Source organism: Rhodoferax sp. U2-2l (assembly GCF_020594515.1).
In the GTDB taxonomy this organism is placed as follows: domain Bacteria; phylum Pseudomonadota; class Gammaproteobacteria; order Burkholderiales; family Burkholderiaceae_C; genus Rhodoferax.
Genome location: NZ_JAJCTH010000009.1, coordinates 77,620 through 93,282, shown reverse-complemented (window position 1 = coordinate 93,282; position 15,663 = coordinate 77,620). Strand labels below are relative to the sequence as shown.

Sequence of the window (15,663 nt, the reverse complement as noted above, 5' to 3'; positions counted from 1 at the left end):
TCAACCGTTTGGGAAACACCATGATCTTCAAAAACAAAAACGACGCCCTGGTGGCGACGCTGAGTCAGGCGCTGGAAGCCGACATCCCCGGCCACAGCCTTTGGTCCGCGGCCCGGGTGCGCTTCATGCGCAACCGCGCGGCGGTCTTCAGCCTGGTGCTGCTGAGCCTGATCACGCTGGCCTGCATCTTTGGCCCGATGTTGCTGCCCAATGCGTTCGATTCCACCGATTGGGATGCCATGAGCCAGGGCCCCACGCTCAAGAACATGCACTGGTTTGGCACCGACGAATCGGGCCGTGACCTGCTGGTGCGCTGCCTGGTGGGTGGGCGCATCTCGCTGATGGTCGGGCTGATGGCGACACTGACCTCGGTCAGCCTGGGCATTGCCTGGGGCGCCACCGCGGGCTTTCTGGGTGGCAAGGTCGATGCGGTGATGATGCGCATCGTCGACATGATGTACGCCGTGCCTTACCTGCTGATCGCCATCCTGATGGTGACCCTGCTCGGGCGCGCCTTCTACCTGGTGGTGATCACCATCACCGTGTTTTCCTGGATGGACATGGCGCGGGTGGTGCGCGGCCAGACACTTTCCTTGCGTTCGAAGGAGTTTGTTGAAGCGGCACGCGCCATTGGTGTGCCCACACGGCGCATCATCTTCCAGCACATCGTGCCCAATCTGCTCGGCATTGTGGTGATCTACACCACCGTCACTGTGCCGGGCGTGATCCTGACCGAGTCGGTGTTGTCGTTCCTGGGCCTGGGTATCCAGGAGCCGATGACCAGCTGGGGTGTGCTGATCCACGACGGCACCCAGGTCATGGAAATCTCGCCCTGGATTCTGATTTTCCCGTCGCTGATGTTGTCGGCCGCGCTGTACTGTTTCAACTACATCGGGGACGGCCTGCGTGACGCACTCGACCCCAAAGACCGATAAGAGGCCACTGCATGAAACTCCTTGAAGTGACCGATCTGGCGGTCCAGTTTGCCACCCAGGACGGCACCGTCTACGCCGTCAACGGCCTCAACTTTGCGCTCGACAAGGGTCAGACCCTCGGCATCGTGGGTGAAAGCGGCTCGGGCAAAAGCCAGACCGTGCTGGCCCTCATGGGCTTGCTGGCACGTAACGGCCAGGCCAGCGGCCAAGCACTCTACCAGGGCAAAAACCTGCTGACCCTGCCCGCGTCTGAGTTGAACCAGATCCGCGGCAACCGCATGGCGATGATTTTTCAGGACCCGATGACCTCGCTCAACCCCTACCTTACGGTGGAGCGGCAAATGACCGAGGTGCTGCAGTTCCACAAAGGGCAGGACCGGACCACGGCCAAGGCCGCCTCGGTGCGGATGCTCGACGCGGTGCGTATCCCCGAAGCAGCCAAACGCATCAACATGTACCCGCATGAGTTCTCAGGCGGCATGCGCCAGCGCGTGATGATCGCCATGGCTTTGTTGTGTGAACCCGAGGTGCTGATTGCGGATGAGCCCACCACCGCGCTGGACGTGACGGTACAGGCCCAGATGCTGACCCTGCTGCGCGACTTGCAGCGCGACTTTGGCACCGCGATTGTGCTGATCACCCACGACCTGGGTGTGGTGGCCGGCCTGTGTGACCAGGTGGTGGTGATGTATGGCGGGCGTGTCATGGAACAAGGCAGCGCCCAGCAACTGTTCAAGACGGCCAGCCACCCCTACACCCTGGGCCTGCTCAAAGCCGTGCCACGCATGGACCGTGACGACGAATCGCTGCTGGCCATTCCCGGCGCGCCACCCAACATGGCGCACCTGCCCAAGGGCTGCCCGTTCAGCCCACGCTGCAGCCTGGCAGACACCCAGTGCCAGACCCAGCTGGCTACGCTGCAGCCCATGCCAGAGGCCACACACCACTTGCGCGCCTGCCACCGCGACAGCGCCATCGTCAGCCGGGAGCTCGCCCATGGATAAGCAACAGACCCCGATCCTGTCGGTGCGCGACGTCAAGGTCGAGTTTCAGATCAAAGACAGCAAAGGCTGGCCGTGGTCCCCTGCGCGCAGCCTGAAAGCCGTCAACGGCATCTCGTTTGACTTGCACGCTGGCGAAACGCTGGGCGTGGTGGGGGAATCCGGCTGTGGCAAGTCCACACTGGCGCGGGCCCTGCTGAACCTCAACCCCGCCAACTCGGGCAGCATCCGCTGGATGGACCAGGAGATGCAAGGTGCGTCGCCCGGCGACTGGATGGCGGTGCGCAAAGACATCCAGATGATCTTCCAGGACCCGCTGGCCAGCCTGGACCCGCGCATGACGGTGGCGCAGACCATTGCCGAGCCGCTGCGCACCCATTACCCGCAGATGAGCCATGACGAGGTAATGGCCAAAGTGCGGACCATGATGGGCCGCGTCGGGCTCACCGCCCAGCAGATCAACCGTTACCCGCACGAGTTCTCGGGTGGCCAGTGCCAGCGCATCGGCATTGCCCGCGCGCTGATTTTGTCGCCCAAGCTGATCGTCTGTGACGAGCCGGTGTCGGCGCTGGACGTGTCGATCCAGGCGCAGATCATCAACCTGCTCAAGGAATTGCAACAAGAGCTGGGCCTGGCGCTGATCTTCATCGCGCACGATTTGGCGGTGGTGCGCCACATCAGCCACCGCATCATGGTGATGTACCTGGGCCGTGCCATGGAGTTGGCCGAGAAAAACGCGCTCTACAACGACCCGCGCCACCCCTACACGCAAGCGCTGCTCTCAGCCATCCCGATCCCCGACCCGGAGCTCGAGCGCGGCAAGGTGATTCAGCTGTTGCAAGGTGATTTACCCTCACCGATGAACCCGCCCTCGGGCTGTGTGTTTCGCACGCGCTGCCCGAAGGCTGTGGACCGGTGTGCCGCCAGCGTGCCGGCCTTGCACCCGTCGGCCAGTGGCTCCCAGGTCGCCTGTATTCTGAATGTGACCGGGTAAAAGTTCCTCTGGCCCCATAGGGGCAAAGGCCGAGAGCCGCCAGGCGGACCGCCTCTTTTCTCAGGCGCGCAGCTTGCCCACCAGCGCCAGCACCGGCTGCAGCACACTGGCACCCAGGCGTTTGGAGCGTTCGCCGTTCCAGCCGACCTGCGGGTCGGGCAGGTCGGCGTTGTCCTTGAACGGCATCTCGATGGTGAAGGCCGGGCAGCCAAACTGGTGGCCGATCCAGTTGGTAGCCAGGGTCATGTTGGCCTCTTCACGGCCACCACGGTCGTAACCCCTGGCGGTCTGGAAGTCCGGGCTGGCGGCTTTCCAGGCGGCCTTGAAGGCCTCTTCCAGCGCCTCGATGTCCGCACCCCAGCCGGGGATGCCCTCGGTGCCGACCACAAAGTTGTACGGCAGGCCTTCGTCACCGTGGGCGTCCAGGCTCAGGTCGACACCCACTTCCAGCATCTTTTGGCGCACCCAATAGACCTCGGGCGAGCGCTCCAGGCTGGGTTCGGCCCACTCACGGTTCAGGTTGGCGCCGACGGCGTTGGTACGCAGGTTGCCGCGCACCGCACCGTCCGGGTTCATGTTGGGCACCACGTAAAACACACACTGGTCCAGCAGCACCCGGGCGGTCGGGTCAGCCTCGTCGAGCAGGCGCTCCAGAAAACCTTCCACAAACCACTCGGCCATGGTTTCGCCTGGGTGCTGACGGGCGATCAGCCAGACCTTCTTTTTCTGCCCCAGCGGCAAAGCGCTGTGGGCGCTGGTGATCTGCAGCAGGGTCATGTCACGCCCGTCCAGCGTGCTGCCCAAGCGCTCGAGCGTGACATGCTCGGAAGCGGCGGCCGAGCCGATCAGGTCCAGATGCCGCTCGTGGGAATACGGCTCAAAGTAAGCCAGGTAGACACTGTTGCCCGCCGGGGTGAAGGCGGTGCGCAACACCTGGCCGTCAAAGTCGCTGTCCAGGCGAAACCAGTTCTGGTGGTCGTAACTGCACACCACGCGGTAACCCTCCCAGCCCTTGGGGTAGGCGCATTGCCCGGCGTTCAGAAAGTTCAGCCGCACCGGCGTGCCCGCTGCGCCGTGCAGGCAGAAGTAAAACCATTGCGCAAAGTCGCTGGCGTTGTCGCGGCGGATGTGGAGCTGGATGTCTTGCGGGTCAGCCAGGCTGAGCACCTCGATGGCGCCCGCGTCAAAGCGGCTGGAGATGTGGATGGGGTTCATGGTGGGCCTTGAAATCGGCTGATTCTAGGAGCCGCCCGCCACTCACTCCACCACCTTCACCCCTTGCCCCACCCGGGGCTCGCCGCCGCTGTAAAAGCCATTGATCAGGCGCAGTTGCTGGTCGGCGCTGGGCAGCGGCGACTGGCGCGCCAGTTCAGCAAAACCACCGCGCGGGTAGGCGGTGGTTCGGATCGTCCACGGCTGGGCGGCGGCGCGCTCGGTCGCGCTCAAGGGCCGAAAACTGTTTTGCGCCTGCGCGAGCGCGGCACCGGCAGAGCGCAACACCGCCGCACTTTTGGCCACCGGTCTGAGCACATACAGCTTGTTTTGGGGACCGCTGACCAGCGTGACCTCCAGCGGCTGCGCCTGACCCTGCGCGTTGGTGCGGCTGCCGACAAAGCGCGTGGCCTGCAGGCCATTGAGCGTGAGCCGCTGGGCGTTGCCCTGGCTGGGTTGGAGCAGGTTGCGGATCACCTCGTCATGGGTTCTGCCCGCCTTGGGCGGGGCCACCTGCACCAGCAGCGCGGCATCCCCCGCCGGGCTCACCAGCGCCAGCTGGTCGGCCTCGTTCTGGATTCGCCAGCCTGGCGGGGCGGTCAGCGCCATGTCCAGCACGGGGTGGTAAAAGTTTTGCCCACGCACCAACCCTTGCTCGGCACTGTCGCCAAAGGTCAAACCACGCAGCACCTGCTGGTAGCGCTCGCGGCCTTCGTCGGCGTAGTTGCCCTGGTATTGGGTGGCCAGCTGGGTGATCTGATTCAGGCGCTCGTCGTTGCTGGGGTGCGAGGCCAGCCAGCTGCTGCCCGCTGGGGCGGGTTTGCCTGCGGCACGGGCCTGGTCGGCAGCAAAACGCTCCTGGTCTTTTAACGCGCCAATCACCCGGACCATGTTGCGCGGGTTGTAGGCGTTGCGCGCCAGGTATTCGGCGCCCAGGCCGTCGGCCTGCAACTCTTGCTCCCGCCCGTAGGACGCAATGTAGCCCGCTGCCGCGGTTTGCGACACCTGGCTGGCCAGCTGCCCGGCGCCGCTCATGCCCTGGCTTTCCAGCACGGCACCCAATACCGTGGCGGCCAGCACACCCATGCCTGCATCCTGCGCGCGGGTGGCGCGCTGGGCACCGTGGCGGGCGGTGACGTGGCCAATCTCATGGCCGATCACCCCGGCCAGCTCGGCCTCGGTCTGCAAATAAGCCATGATGCCGCGGGTCACGTAAACATAGCCGCCAGGCAGGGCAAAGGCGTTGATCTCGGGGCTGTCGAGCACGGTGAAGTGCCATTGCAGATGGTCGCGGTGTGACAGTTTGGCAAGGCGTTGGCCGAGGTTGTTGACATAGGCCTGCACCTTGGCGTCTTTCACCACGCCGTATTCCTGCAGCACCTGCTGGTGGGCTTTGGCGCCCTCGGCCACTTCGTCTTGCTCACTCATCACCGAGCGCTCGGTCTGGCCGGTGACCGGGTTGAGCACGGCACTGCCGCAGCCGGTGATCAGGGCGACGGTCAGCATCAGGGGGAGCAGTTTGATGCGCATGGGGAACCTCATTCAGAAAATCGATCGGACATGCCCAGGCGCAGCGAGGTGCGCTAGCCGGGGCTATTGGCCTTGGGCCAAGGCGAATTGAACCACCTTATCACTCAACCAGATGCCGTGCTCACGCATGCGGCGCAAGGCGTCAGGGATCGACACCGCAAAACCGAGTTGCTGCGCCTTGAGCAGCACACCAACTGTTCCGGTCACCTTCAAACCGGACAGCCGTGCCACACGCCGCCCGACCACCTCGTCAATGCACACCAGCGGAACATCAAGATTCATCGCCGTCTGAATCACAGAAGCCTCGCCCCAATCCAGGGAATTGTGCAAAAAAGGCTGCAGGTTGACATCCGCTGGTTGGATATCCAGCCAATGCGCATCCAGAAAAACATCCACGCCAAAGGCCGCCTGCCCACCTGCCCGGACTTCTGCCTCCACCTCGCATGGCACGATCACGCATTGGCCACGTCCTGGGCGAGGTCATCGGCATCCAAATGCATCAGCGGCACACCCTGGCGTTGAAGTTCAGCCAGAAAAGCCACGCGCTCCATACCGATCAGGCGAGCCGCCATGCCCGATGAAAGCCGCTTCATCTCAAACAACTTGGCAGCCATGGCCAATTTGGCCTCTTGTGCAAAGTCGCCAGGAGAACGATGCAAGGCATCCAGGTAGCCGTTGGGCACGTCAACAATGATTTGCATGGTGTGACTCGCTTGAAAATGGCACGAACTTTGATCTTAGCCTCTGGCGGGATGTCGTCGCAAGAACTTGCCCGGAGCCGGTTACCGATAATCCCCCCATGACCCACACTGACACGAACCTGTTCAACACCCTGCCCCTGAACCCGGCCACCCTAGACAACCTGGCGCAGCTGGGTTACCTGAGCATGACCCCGATCCAGGCCGCCAGCCTGCCCGCCGCCCTGGCGGGCAAGGACCTGATTGCCCAGGCGCAAACCGGCAGCGGCAAAACCGCCGCTTTTGGCCTGGCCCTGCTGGAGCGGCTGAACCCGCGCCGATTTGCCGTGCAATCCCTGGTGTTGTGCCCGACGCGGGAACTGGCCGATCAGGTGACGGTCGAAATCCGCCGCCTGGCGCGCGCCATGGACAACATCAAGGTGGTGACGCTGTGTGGTGGTGTGGCCCTGCGCGGCCAGCGCGCTTCTCTTGAAAACGGCGCCCACATCATCGTCGGCACACCGGGACGCGTGATGGACCACCTGGCACGCGGTTACCTGAGCCTGGAAGCGCTCAACACCCTGGTGCTCGATGAGGCCGACCGCATGCTCGACATGGGCTTTTTCGAGGACATCGCCACCGTCACCCAACAGTGCCCGCCGGATCGCCAGACCCTGCTGTTTTCCGCCACCTACCCCGAAGGCATCGACAAGCTGGCCAAGCAGTTCATGCGCACGCCGGAGCGCATCACCGTGGCGCCGCCAACGACTTCAGAGAGCCTGATCGAGCAGCGTTTTTATGAAGTGACCCGCCCGACGCGTTTTGAGGTGGTGGCCAAGCTGCTGAACCATTTCCGCCCGGTCAGCACGCTGGCGTTTTGCAACACCAAGCAGCAGTGCAATGACCTGGTGGTGTTTTTGCAGCAGCAGGGTTTCAGCGCGTTGGCCTTGCACGGCGACCTGGAGCAGCGCGAGCGCGACCAGGTGCTGGCCCAGTTTGCCAACCGCAGCATCTCGGTGCTGGTGGCCACCGACGTGGCCTCACGCGGCATCGACATCAAGGAGTTGGAGGCGGTGATCAACGTCGACATCACGCCCGACCCCGAGGTGCATGTGCACCGCATCGGCCGCACCGGCCGCGCGGGTGAAACCGGGCTGGCACTGAGCCTGGCCGCCATGTACGAGATGGGCGCGGTGGGCAAGATCGAGCAGTACCAGAACCAGCCGTCCGTCTGGCACAAGCTCGACGAACTCACGCCCACCGGCCAAGGCCCGTTGCTGGCGCCCATGGTCACGCTGCAAATTTTGGGTGGCCGCAAGGAAAAAATCCGCCCCGGCGACGTGCTGGGCGCGCTGACCGCCGACGCCGGTTACGGCCGCGAGCAGATCGGCAAGATCGTTGTCACCGAGTTCACCACCTTTGTGGCGGTGCAGCGCAACATCGCGCTTGAAGCCATGCAGAAGCTCAATGCGGGCAAGGTCAAGGGCAAAAGTGTGCGGGTGCGGGTGCTTTAATACGCCCGCGACCGGCTCGACGTCACCCATCCATCCCATGAACATCCCCGGCATTTCCTTCAACGAGGCGGACGGCAAGGTCCTGCTGGTCTGCCAACCCGCTGAGCGCGTTGAGATCACCAGTGCCATCGTGCATGGCCTGTTGGAAGAAGCCGGTTTTGGAACCTGCCTGCTGGACGAAGCGGCCATTGCCAGCGCGGCCAACTTGTGCAATGTCCAGAAGACCCCCTTCGGGCTGGAAGTAGCACAACGGCTGGACGCGCACATCACGGTGCAGGTTGCGCTGGACGACATGTGCGCAACGCTGGACATCGTGGCGCCCCGCGGTGGCAAGCCAGCCAGCGTCTCCGATGCGCTGGGCGTGCTGATCCATGCCGGCGTGGTGTTTGGCATCGATGAACAGGCCTTGACGCGTGCCTGCGCACAAGGTGCCTGTACCCAGCACGTGGTGGCACGTGGTCAGCTCGCCGAAGACGGGCGCGATGCGACGTTTGAGGCACTGATTCCCGAGACGATCGACCGCGCACCCAAACTCAATGACCAAGGCCTGATTGATTACCGCGAGCGCGGCGAGATTCCGGTGGTGCAGGCAGGTGCCGAGTTGATGCGGCGCCTGCCGGCAACACCAGGCACGCCAGGGCAAACGGTCAAAGGTCGCATCCTGGCCGCCGTCCCCGGCCGTCACCTGGATTTTGCTGCCCAGCTCGACGGCGCACAGGTGTCACCTGACGACCCGAACCTGCTGGTCGCTTCGGTCAGTGGCCAGCCGGTGCTGGTCAGTGCGGGCGTGATGGTCGAGCCACTGCTGCGCCTCAAGGAAGTCAACATGGCCACGGGCAACGTGCACTTTGACGGCACCGTGCACATCGCCGGCGATGTGGTGCAGAACATGAAAGTACGGGCCAGCGGCGACATCGTGGTTGATGGCATGGTGGATGGGGGTCAGCTCGACGCTGGCGGCAACATCCAGGTGGCTGGCGGCGTGATCGCGCACGCCCAGTTGCATGCCGCGGGGTCGGTCACCGCACGTTTTGCCGAAGGCGCCACGATCTATGCGGGCACGCTGATCGCCATCGGTGACATGGTGCTGGACTGCCAGCTGCACTCGCGCAACCAAGTCATCGTTGGTGCCAACGCGCCGCAACGCGGTCGCCTGGTGGGTGGCTGTTGCACCGCCGCCATGCTGCTGCAAATGCCCTTGCTGGGGTCCAGCAAAGCCGCCGTCACCAAGGTGGTGGTTGGCGCCAACCCCGAGCTTGAGGCCAAATATGCCGCACTGCTCCAGCGCATTGAGGAAGACAAGGCCAACGAAGCGAACCTGGACAAGCTGATGAAACAGCTCAAAGCCACGGGCGACCCCAAGCACCTGCTGGATCGGGTCAAAGCCTCTCGCCAACATGCGGTGCAGGTCTGGGGCCAGGACTTGGCCGAAAAGCGCGCGCTCGAAGATGAAATAGCACGGGGCCTGGCCGCCAAAGTGACGGTGACCCAAGGCGTGCAAGGTGCGGTTGACCTTCAATTTGGCCACACCATGACGCACCTGAACCGCGAATACGATGCGGGTTGCTTTACCCTGAGTGCTGATGGCAAGCTTGCCTTCGCCGCGCTGGATGCTGCTGCCTAAGCGCGTCTGCTGGCCGCTGTCTGGGGGTGACCTGCCCGCCAATGCCTGACACCGTGTCAGGCAACTTCTGACACATGATCGGGGAAACCCCCGACTTTAGGTTTTGATGCGGCAGAGATACAGTTCAATTCAGCAGATTGCATCTCGCAAAATGTGATTGACCCAAGCAGGAGCACCCCATGATCACCACCACCGACGCACTGAACCCGTTCAGCCTGATGATGGAACCCGAACGCGTGCTACAGACCATGACGCAGTCGACACAGTTGCGGTCCTTGCGTCGCCACAAACTGCGCCCGCTGGACAAACCGCTGATTCCCTACACCTCAGCCGCGCTGGCCAGCCGTGCCGCCTATGACGCGATGATCGACGCCCAAGAGCTCGACGCACAGGATGATTACCTGCTGAACTAAGCCCCTCACGGGCAGGCCAACCGCGCCCGCCCATCTGCCCGTGCAGCGCTGCACTCACGTCACAGCAGCATGGCACCCAGCCAGACCGCAGTCCGGCTTGACTTCAATACTCTGTTTTATGTAGCTATCAGCCCTTATTGAACAAGGGCTAGAATGGTTTTTTATACATCAACATGAGACAGACACCATGACCTACCTGGCTGCACCGGATCGTTACGACAGCATGGCCTACCGCAGCTGCGGCGCCAGTGGCCTGAAGCTGCCCGCCATCACCCTGGGGCTGTGGCACAACTTTGGCGATGCCACGCCCTTCCAGACCCAGCGCGACATGCTGCGCACCGCGTTTGATGCGGGCATCACCCATTTCGACCTGGCCAACAACTACGGCCCGCCCTACGGCAGCGCAGAAACCAACTTTGGTGAACACCTGCGCCGCGACTTCAAACCCTACCGCGACGAGTTGCTCATCTCCAGCAAGGCCGGTTACGACATGTGGCCCGGCCCGTATGGCCAGGGCGGCGGCTCGCGCAAATACGTGTTGGCCAGCCTGGACCAGAGCTTGAAACGCATGGGGCTGGACTATGTCGATATTTTTTACAGCCACCGCTTTGACCCCCACACCCCGCTGGAAGAGACGATGGGCGCCCTAGCCACGGCGGTGCAGCAGGGCAAGGCGCTGTATGTGGGCGTCAGCAGTTACTCGGCCGCCAAAACCCGTGAAGCCCACGCCATTCTGAAAAGCATGGGCGTGCGCGCCCTCATTCACCAGCCGTCCTACAGCCTGCTCAACCGCTGGATTGAAGAAGACTTGCTCGACACGCTGGGAGAACTGGGCATGGGCTGCATCGCCTTCAGCGCGCTGGCGCAGGGCTTGCTGACCGACAAATACTTGGGCGGTGTGCCCACCGATGCGCGCATCAACCGGCCCGGCGGTGGCTCGTTCAAGCCGGATTTTCTGAGCGAGCAAAACCTCCAACACGTGCGCGCCCTCAACGAGATGGCGCAGGCGCGCGGCCAGAGTCTGGCGCAAATGGCCACGGCCTGGGTGCTGCGGGATGCCCGCGTGACCTCGGCACTGATCGGTGCCAGCCGGCCCGCGCAGATTCTGGACCTGATCGGTGCGCTGAAAAACACCGCGTTCTCACCCGAAGAACTGGCGCAGATTGACCAGCAGGCGGTGGATGGTGGCATCAACCTGTGGCAACGCTCCTCGGCCAGTTAACCACGTCTCGGATCACAGCCCGCCAGCCCCAACCTGACTGCCGCCAGGCGGCAGCCGCACACTGTCACACGCACGCACCCGTCACGCCATGCCTTCAACCACCCGTGCCAGCCTGCTGGCGCTTGGCGCCATTGGCCTGTGGAGCAGTCTGGCCACACTGGGTGTGGCGCTGGGCCATGTGCCGCCGTTTTTGTTGACCGGCCTCTCCTTGCTGATTGGGAGTCTGGTGGCGCTGCCACTGTCGGGTTTCAAGCTGGCGCGCTGGAAAGTACCCCCCTCGACCTTGGCGCTGGGCGTTTACGGGCTGTTTGGCTTTCACTTTCTGCTGTTTCTGGCGCTGCGCCACGCACCGCCGGTGCAGGCCAACCTGGTGAACTATTTGTGGCCGTTGTTGATCGTGGTGTTGGCACCGGTGCTGCTGCCCGGCATGACACTGCGACCGATGCACATTTTTGCCGCGTTACTGGGTTTTGCCGGAGCCGCGGTGGTCATCCTGGGCAGCACGGGCACATCGGGTGCAGCCGATGGCACGACTGGCCTGTGGGCTTGGGGCTACGTGCCGGCGCTGGGCTCGGCCTTCATCTGGGCAAGTTATTCGCTGCTGACCAAACGCGTGGCTGCCTTTCCGACGGCAGCCATTGGCAGTTTTGCCCTGGTGTCGGGGATGTTGTCGCTGTTATGCCACGCGCTGCTGGAGCCTGCCACCCCTTTGAGCCTGCCCGACTGGTTGCTGATTGGCGTGATCGGCCTGGGCCCGATGGGTGCGGCGTTTTTTCTGTGGGACAAGGCGCTCAAGCTGGGTGATGCGCGCCACATCGGCATCCTGAGCTACCTCACACCGCTGCTGTCCACCGGGGTACTGACGCTGGTCAGCCAGAAGCCGCTGACCTGGAACGTGGGGGTCGCGGCGGCCATGATCGTGGCAGCCGCCTGGCTGGGAACGCGCGCCCGGTAAGCGTTGCCGTCATTCAGGGGCGGGTTCAAGCACCCAATCGGCAAACCCCGACAACTGAAACCGGTTTTTGCCAGCCTGTTTGGCGCGGTACATGGCGTTGTCGGCCTGGCGCAGCAGCTGGTCGGGGGTCAGGTCTTGCGCCTGCGGGAAAAAGGCCACGCCCACACTGGCCGACACCTGCAGGACAGCGCTGCCAAACAGCACCGGCTGGCTGGCCGCGCTCAGCAGGCGCTGCAGCAGCGGGTCGCAGTCGCTCTCCTGCGCCAGGTCAACGATCACAGCGGCAAATTCGTCACCGCCCAGGCGCGACAAGGTGTCTGCCTCGCGCAATGCCAGGCGCATGCGCCGCGCCAGCGTGATCAGCAAATGGTCACCCGCCTCATGGCCGTGGGTGTCGTTGATCGCCTTGAAACCATCCAGGTCCACAAAGGCCACGCCCAGCTTTTGCCGGCGCCGTAGCGCCTGGGCCATGGCGTGCTGCAGCCGGTCGGCATGCAAGGCCCGGTTGGGCAGGCCGGTCAGGGCATCAAAGTGGGCCAGCTGGTCCAGCCGCTTTTCATGGGCCTTGCGCTCGGTGATGTCCGAGAACAGCGCCACGTACTGCATCACGGCGCCGTGCGGGTCGTGCACGGCGCTGATATGCAACATCTGCGCATAAACCTCGCCATCCTTGCGGCGGTTCCACAGCTCGCCCGACCAGCCGCCATGCTGCACCAGGCTCTGCCACAGCTGCTGGTAAAACAGCGGCGTGTTGCGTCCCGAATTGAGCATGCTGGGTTTGTGGCCGAGCACTTCGTCACGGCTGTAACCGGTGATGCGGGTGAACGCGGCATTGACATCCATGATGCGGCCATCCGGCGCGGTGATCATGATGCCTTCCAGCGCGTGGCTGAACACGCTGGCGGCCACGCGCAGCTGTTCCTGCGCGTGTTTGCGCTCGGAAATATCGCGAATCGACACATGGATGGCGGGCGCACCGCCGTACTGCAGGGCTGTGCCCTGCACCTCCACGTCAAACTCGCTGCCATCCAGCCGAACAAACCGCGACTCCACCAGCGGCTCGATGGGGATGCCGCTGGTGATGGCCTGCATCCGGGCCAGTTGCTGTGGCAAATAGGCCGGTGCAATGCGGTCGCGGGTGGCGGTGCCCAGCAGCTGGCTGGTGGATGAGGCGCCAAACAGGCGTAGCGCGGCCGGATTCACATACAGGATGGTGCCAGCGCGGTGGACCAGCACCGCCTCGGGCGTGTGCTCGGCCAGTGCTCTGAAAGCGGCTTCGTTAGCCCGTAGCTGCTGCGCCACCTGATGCCGCTCGACCGCCAGCCCGGCCAGGCGCGCCAGCTGCGCCAGCAAATCTAGCTCGGCCGCGCTGGGAGCGGTTGGCGTTGCGGTGTACACCGACAGCACACCCAGGGTCTTGCCCGCAGCATCAAAAAAGGGTTGCGCCCAGCAAGCACCCTGGCTGAGCGGCGCGGCCGGTGGATACAGACCAGGTCGAAATGCGCCCAGATGGGTCACCACCACAGGTTTGCCGGTGAGGGCGGCACGGGCACAGGGGCACAACGCGGCGTCCACCGCTTGGCCATCGATGGCCTGGATGATGTCGGCGCCCAATCCGGCCGAGGCCGCCACCCGCAGGATGGGGCGCTGGTCGGCGCGTGTCGCCAACAGCGTGACCAGACACGCCTGATCCGGCTGCAACAACCGCAAGCCGTCCACCAACATCTGCAGCAGGTGCGCCACCTCGGCGCCTTGCGCCAGCAACTCCAGGATGCGGCTGCGCAGTTGCTCAAACTGCGACGCATACCAAACTGCGGTGACGTCCCTGGCGATGCCCAGCACGCCATCGACGTGGCCACCAGCGCTGCGCAGGGCGACTTTGGTGATTTCCAGCCGGGCACGCCCGCCACCACCCGCGGCGCTGGCCCACACCTCGCTCACCAGCGGCTGGGTCGCGCGCTGGCAGGCCTGGTCCAACGCCAGGTAGCGCTGCGCGTGGTTTGGCGGGTACAGGTCGTGGTCCGTCTTGCCGAGCAAAGACGACTCGGGCTGCCCCATGAAGGCCTCAAAACGCGGGTTGCACGCCAGATACCGGCTCTGCGTGTCCTTGAGCCAGACCATCTGCGTCACGCTCTGGAACAGGCTCTGGAATTTCTGACGGGACTGCAGCAGGGCGTGCGTGTTGCCCGTCAACGCGCGCGCGTCGCTGCCCAGCTGCGCCAGCAACTGGGTGAACAGATCGATCAACACACGCACCTCGCCACCTGCCATAGCGGTCGCGCAGACGCGGGAGCAGGCATTTGACACGTGGGGAAGACGCAATATGTCAGCAGCAACAATGGAGACACTGTGTGTGTGATGACGTGGTGAAGGGTGGGCGCAATCTACGCTGTATCCGACGTTTTGACTATCCCCCAAATGGGGGATACGGCAGCTTGGGTGCGGATGGGCGGTTGGTTAAACTGGTCGCCCCTTTTCATGGAGTTGACTGATGAAGATTCTCCTCGCCGTTGACGGCAGCTCGTACACCAAAAAGATGCTGGCCTACCTGGCCGCGCATGAGCTGTTTTCACCGGCCAACGCCTACACCGCCGTCACCGCCCTAGCGGCCCTGCCGTCGCAGGCGCGTGCCGCGCTGGGCAAGGCATTGGTGCAAAAGTATTACGAAGACGAGGCCTTGCGGGTCATGGCACCGGTCACCAAATACCTGTTGCGACATCACATCACCGCCCAATGCCTCTGGAAAACGGCCAAACCCGGCGAGCTGATCTCCAAAACCGCCACCGAAGGCAAGTTCGATCTGGTGGTGATGGGCTCACACGGCCATGGTGCGTTTCTGAACCTGGTGATGGGCTCGGTGGCGACCGAGGTGCTGGCCGGTTGCAAGGTGCCGGTGTTGATCGTTCGCTGACCATCCGCTGTGCGCTGTCACAGCTAACGGGCATTGAGCCCTTCAAAACAGGTGCTCAGCACCAGTTCGGTGATCTGCTCATCGGTGAACAGGCCGCCCATTTGCAGGAACTCAACCACCGAGTCACAGGCGCGGGCAAAGAAGGTGTAGAGGATGGCGATGGCGGGCAGCTTGGGGCTCAGCGCGCCGCTGGCCTGCGCCGCCTCGATCCACGCGCCAAGCTGGTCGCTGATGTCCATCAAGCCGTCCATGTAATCGCGGTTGCCCATCAAGGTGGCGCGCAGGCTGGAGTTCTGGCTGGGCAGCGTGGGCATGTCGCCCGCCAGCTTGACCTGCAGCACCCAGCGCACCACGGCCCGCAGGTTGTCCAGCGGCGCAGCATCGGGGGGCAGGCTGCTGATGAAGTCTTGCGCACGTCGCATCACCCGCACCATGGCGGCAGCGGCCAGGTCTTCCTTGCTGGGGAAATGTTTGTACAGACTGGCTTTGGCAATGCCCACTTGCGCCGCCACCTCGTCCACCGTCATGGCGTCAAAGCCTTTTTCGGCCAGCAGCCGGTTCACAGCGTGCACGATGGCGTCTTCACGCACCTTCAGCATGCGCTGCTTGAAAGAGGATTTGGGGGTGTCGATGGCGTTCATGGCCAAATTTTAGCCGGGTAATTCACAGCCTGAT

Annotated in this window: 15 protein-coding genes; 9 read left to right on the top strand and 6 right to left on the bottom strand. The window is 63.7% G+C overall.

Going from position 1 to position 15,663, the window contains the following annotated elements:
* Positions 1-20 precede the first annotated feature (20 nt).
* From LHU53_RS09985 to oppF, 3 genes are read left to right on the top strand one after another with little or no spacing between them, the layout of a single operon-like run.
* Positions 21-935, top strand: a complete 915-nt coding sequence (locus LHU53_RS09985; protein WP_227332500.1) for an ABC transporter permease subunit — start codon at positions 21-23, stop codon at positions 933-935.
* Positions 936-946: 11 nt separating this feature from the next.
* Positions 947-1,939 carry an oligopeptide/dipeptide ABC transporter ATP-binding protein gene (locus LHU53_RS09980; RefSeq protein WP_227332499.1) on the top strand — a complete coding sequence of 331 codons (993 nt, stop codon included), beginning with the start codon at positions 947-949 and terminating at the stop codon, positions 1,937-1,939.
* Positions 1,932-2,930, top strand: coding sequence for a murein tripeptide/oligopeptide ABC transporter ATP binding protein OppF (gene oppF, locus LHU53_RS09975; protein WP_227332498.1), 999 nt, complete (start codon positions 1,932-1,934; stop codon positions 2,928-2,930). The genes LHU53_RS09980 and oppF overlap by 8 nt, the downstream gene beginning before the upstream one ends.
* A 60-nt stretch (positions 2,931-2,990) precedes the next feature.
* Here the strand turns inward: oppF and LHU53_RS09970 are convergent, their stop codons facing one another.
* From LHU53_RS09970 to LHU53_RS09955, 4 genes are all read right to left on the bottom strand, one after another.
* Positions 2,991-4,145 (bottom strand): M14-type cytosolic carboxypeptidase, encoded by a 1,155-nt coding sequence (locus tag LHU53_RS09970; RefSeq protein WP_227332497.1) that lies wholly within the window; start codon positions 4,143-4,145, stop codon positions 2,991-2,993.
* A 42-nt stretch (positions 4,146-4,187) separates the two neighbouring features.
* Positions 4,188-5,672 carry a M48 family metalloprotease gene (locus LHU53_RS09965; protein WP_227332496.1) on the bottom strand — a complete coding sequence of 495 codons (1,485 nt, stop codon included), beginning with the start codon at positions 5,670-5,672 and terminating at the stop codon, positions 4,188-4,190.
* A 63-nt stretch (positions 5,673-5,735) separates the two neighbouring features.
* Positions 5,736-5,954 carry a DUF3368 domain-containing protein gene (locus tag LHU53_RS09960; protein ID WP_227332495.1) on the bottom strand — a complete coding sequence of 73 codons (219 nt, stop codon included), beginning with the start codon at positions 5,952-5,954 and terminating at the stop codon, positions 5,736-5,738.
* Positions 5,955-6,124: 170 nt separating this feature from the next.
* Complete coding sequence (locus tag LHU53_RS09955) at positions 6,125-6,373, bottom strand: UPF0175 family protein (protein WP_227332494.1); 249 nt, start codon at positions 6,371-6,373, stop codon at positions 6,125-6,127.
* A 98-nt stretch (positions 6,374-6,471) separates the two neighbouring features.
* On the opposite strand from LHU53_RS09955, the gene dbpA reads away from it, so the two are divergent.
* The 5 genes from dbpA (at position 6,472) to LHU53_RS09930 (ending at position 12,077) form a co-directional block, all read left to right on the top strand.
* Entirely contained in the window at positions 6,472-7,863 is a 1,392-nt protein-coding gene (dbpA, locus tag LHU53_RS09950; RefSeq protein ID WP_227332493.1) for an ATP-dependent RNA helicase DbpA, read from the top strand.
* 37 nt (positions 7,864-7,900) lie between these two features.
* On the top strand, positions 7,901-9,487 hold the full coding sequence (locus tag LHU53_RS09945; RefSeq protein ID WP_227332492.1) for a DUF342 domain-containing protein: 1,587 nt from the start codon (positions 7,901-7,903) through the stop codon (positions 9,485-9,487).
* Positions 9,488-9,666: 179 nt separating this feature from the next.
* Entirely contained in the window at positions 9,667-9,900 is a 234-nt protein-coding gene (locus tag LHU53_RS09940) for a hypothetical protein (RefSeq protein ID WP_227332491.1), read from the top strand.
* 187 nt (positions 9,901-10,087) lie between these two features.
* Entirely contained in the window at positions 10,088-11,122 is a 1,035-nt protein-coding gene (gene mgrA, locus LHU53_RS09935) for an L-glyceraldehyde 3-phosphate reductase (protein WP_227332490.1), read from the top strand.
* An 88-nt stretch (positions 11,123-11,210) separates the two neighbouring features.
* Positions 11,211-12,077, top strand: coding sequence for a DMT family transporter (locus tag LHU53_RS09930; protein ID WP_227332489.1), 867 nt, complete (start codon positions 11,211-11,213; stop codon positions 12,075-12,077).
* 9 nt (positions 12,078-12,086) lie between these two features.
* Here LHU53_RS09930 and LHU53_RS09925 read toward each other — a convergent pair whose 3' ends face one another.
* Positions 12,087-14,348: a PAS domain S-box protein gene (locus LHU53_RS09925; protein WP_227332488.1), complete on the bottom strand. Its 2,262-nt coding sequence runs from the start codon at positions 14,346-14,348 to the stop codon at positions 12,087-12,089.
* A 220-nt stretch (positions 14,349-14,568) separates the two neighbouring features.
* Between LHU53_RS09925 and LHU53_RS09920 the strand changes: the two genes are divergently transcribed.
* Positions 14,569-14,988, top strand: a complete 420-nt coding sequence (locus LHU53_RS09920) for a universal stress protein (protein WP_227332487.1) — start codon at positions 14,569-14,571, stop codon at positions 14,986-14,988.
* Between the two features lie 23 nt (positions 14,989-15,011).
* Here the strand turns inward: LHU53_RS09920 and LHU53_RS09915 are convergent, their stop codons facing one another.
* Positions 15,012-15,629 (bottom strand): TetR/AcrR family transcriptional regulator, encoded by a 618-nt coding sequence (locus LHU53_RS09915; protein WP_227332486.1) that lies wholly within the window; start codon positions 15,627-15,629, stop codon positions 15,012-15,014.
* Between the last annotated feature and the right edge of the window lie 34 nt (positions 15,630-15,663).

What these genes read in the sequence shown, in the direction of transcription:
- LHU53_RS09940 (WP_227332491.1), top strand. Translation starts at nt 9,667, where the DNA reads ATGATCACCACCACCGACGCACTGAACCCGTTCAGCCTGATGATGGAA.
- LHU53_RS09920 (WP_227332487.1), top strand. Translation starts at nt 14,569, where the DNA reads ATGAAGATTCTCCTCGCCGTTGACGGCAGCTCGTACACCAAAAAGATG.
- mgrA (WP_227332490.1), top strand. Translation starts at nt 10,088, where the DNA reads ATGACCTACCTGGCTGCACCGGATCGTTACGACAGCATGGCCTACCGC.
- LHU53_RS09960 (WP_227332495.1), bottom strand. Translation starts at nt 5,954, where the DNA reads ATGAATCTTGATGTTCCGCTGGTGTGCATTGACGAGGTGGTCGGGCGG.
- LHU53_RS09945 (WP_227332492.1), top strand. Translation starts at nt 7,901, where the DNA reads ATGAACATCCCCGGCATTTCCTTCAACGAGGCGGACGGCAAGGTCCTG.
- LHU53_RS09925 (WP_227332488.1), bottom strand. Translation starts at nt 14,348, where the DNA reads ATGGCAGGTGGCGAGGTGCGTGTGTTGATCGATCTGTTCACCCAGTTG.
- LHU53_RS09915 (WP_227332486.1), bottom strand. Translation starts at nt 15,629, where the DNA reads ATGAACGCCATCGACACCCCCAAATCCTCTTTCAAGCAGCGCATGCTG.
- LHU53_RS09985 (WP_227332500.1), top strand. Translation starts at nt 21, where the DNA reads ATGATCTTCAAAAACAAAAACGACGCCCTGGTGGCGACGCTGAGTCAG.
- LHU53_RS09980 (WP_227332499.1), top strand. Translation starts at nt 947, where the DNA reads ATGAAACTCCTTGAAGTGACCGATCTGGCGGTCCAGTTTGCCACCCAG.
- LHU53_RS09955 (WP_227332494.1), bottom strand. Translation starts at nt 6,373, where the DNA reads ATGCAAATCATTGTTGACGTGCCCAACGGCTACCTGGATGCCTTGCAT.
- LHU53_RS09965 (WP_227332496.1), bottom strand. Translation starts at nt 5,672, where the DNA reads ATGCGCATCAAACTGCTCCCCCTGATGCTGACCGTCGCCCTGATCACC.
- oppF (WP_227332498.1), top strand. Translation starts at nt 1,932, where the DNA reads ATGGATAAGCAACAGACCCCGATCCTGTCGGTGCGCGACGTCAAGGTC.
- dbpA (WP_227332493.1), top strand. Translation starts at nt 6,472, where the DNA reads ATGACCCACACTGACACGAACCTGTTCAACACCCTGCCCCTGAACCCG.
- LHU53_RS09970 (WP_227332497.1), bottom strand. Translation starts at nt 4,145, where the DNA reads ATGAACCCCATCCACATCTCCAGCCGCTTTGACGCGGGCGCCATCGAG.
- LHU53_RS09930 (WP_227332489.1), top strand. Translation starts at nt 11,211, where the DNA reads ATGCCTTCAACCACCCGTGCCAGCCTGCTGGCGCTTGGCGCCATTGGC.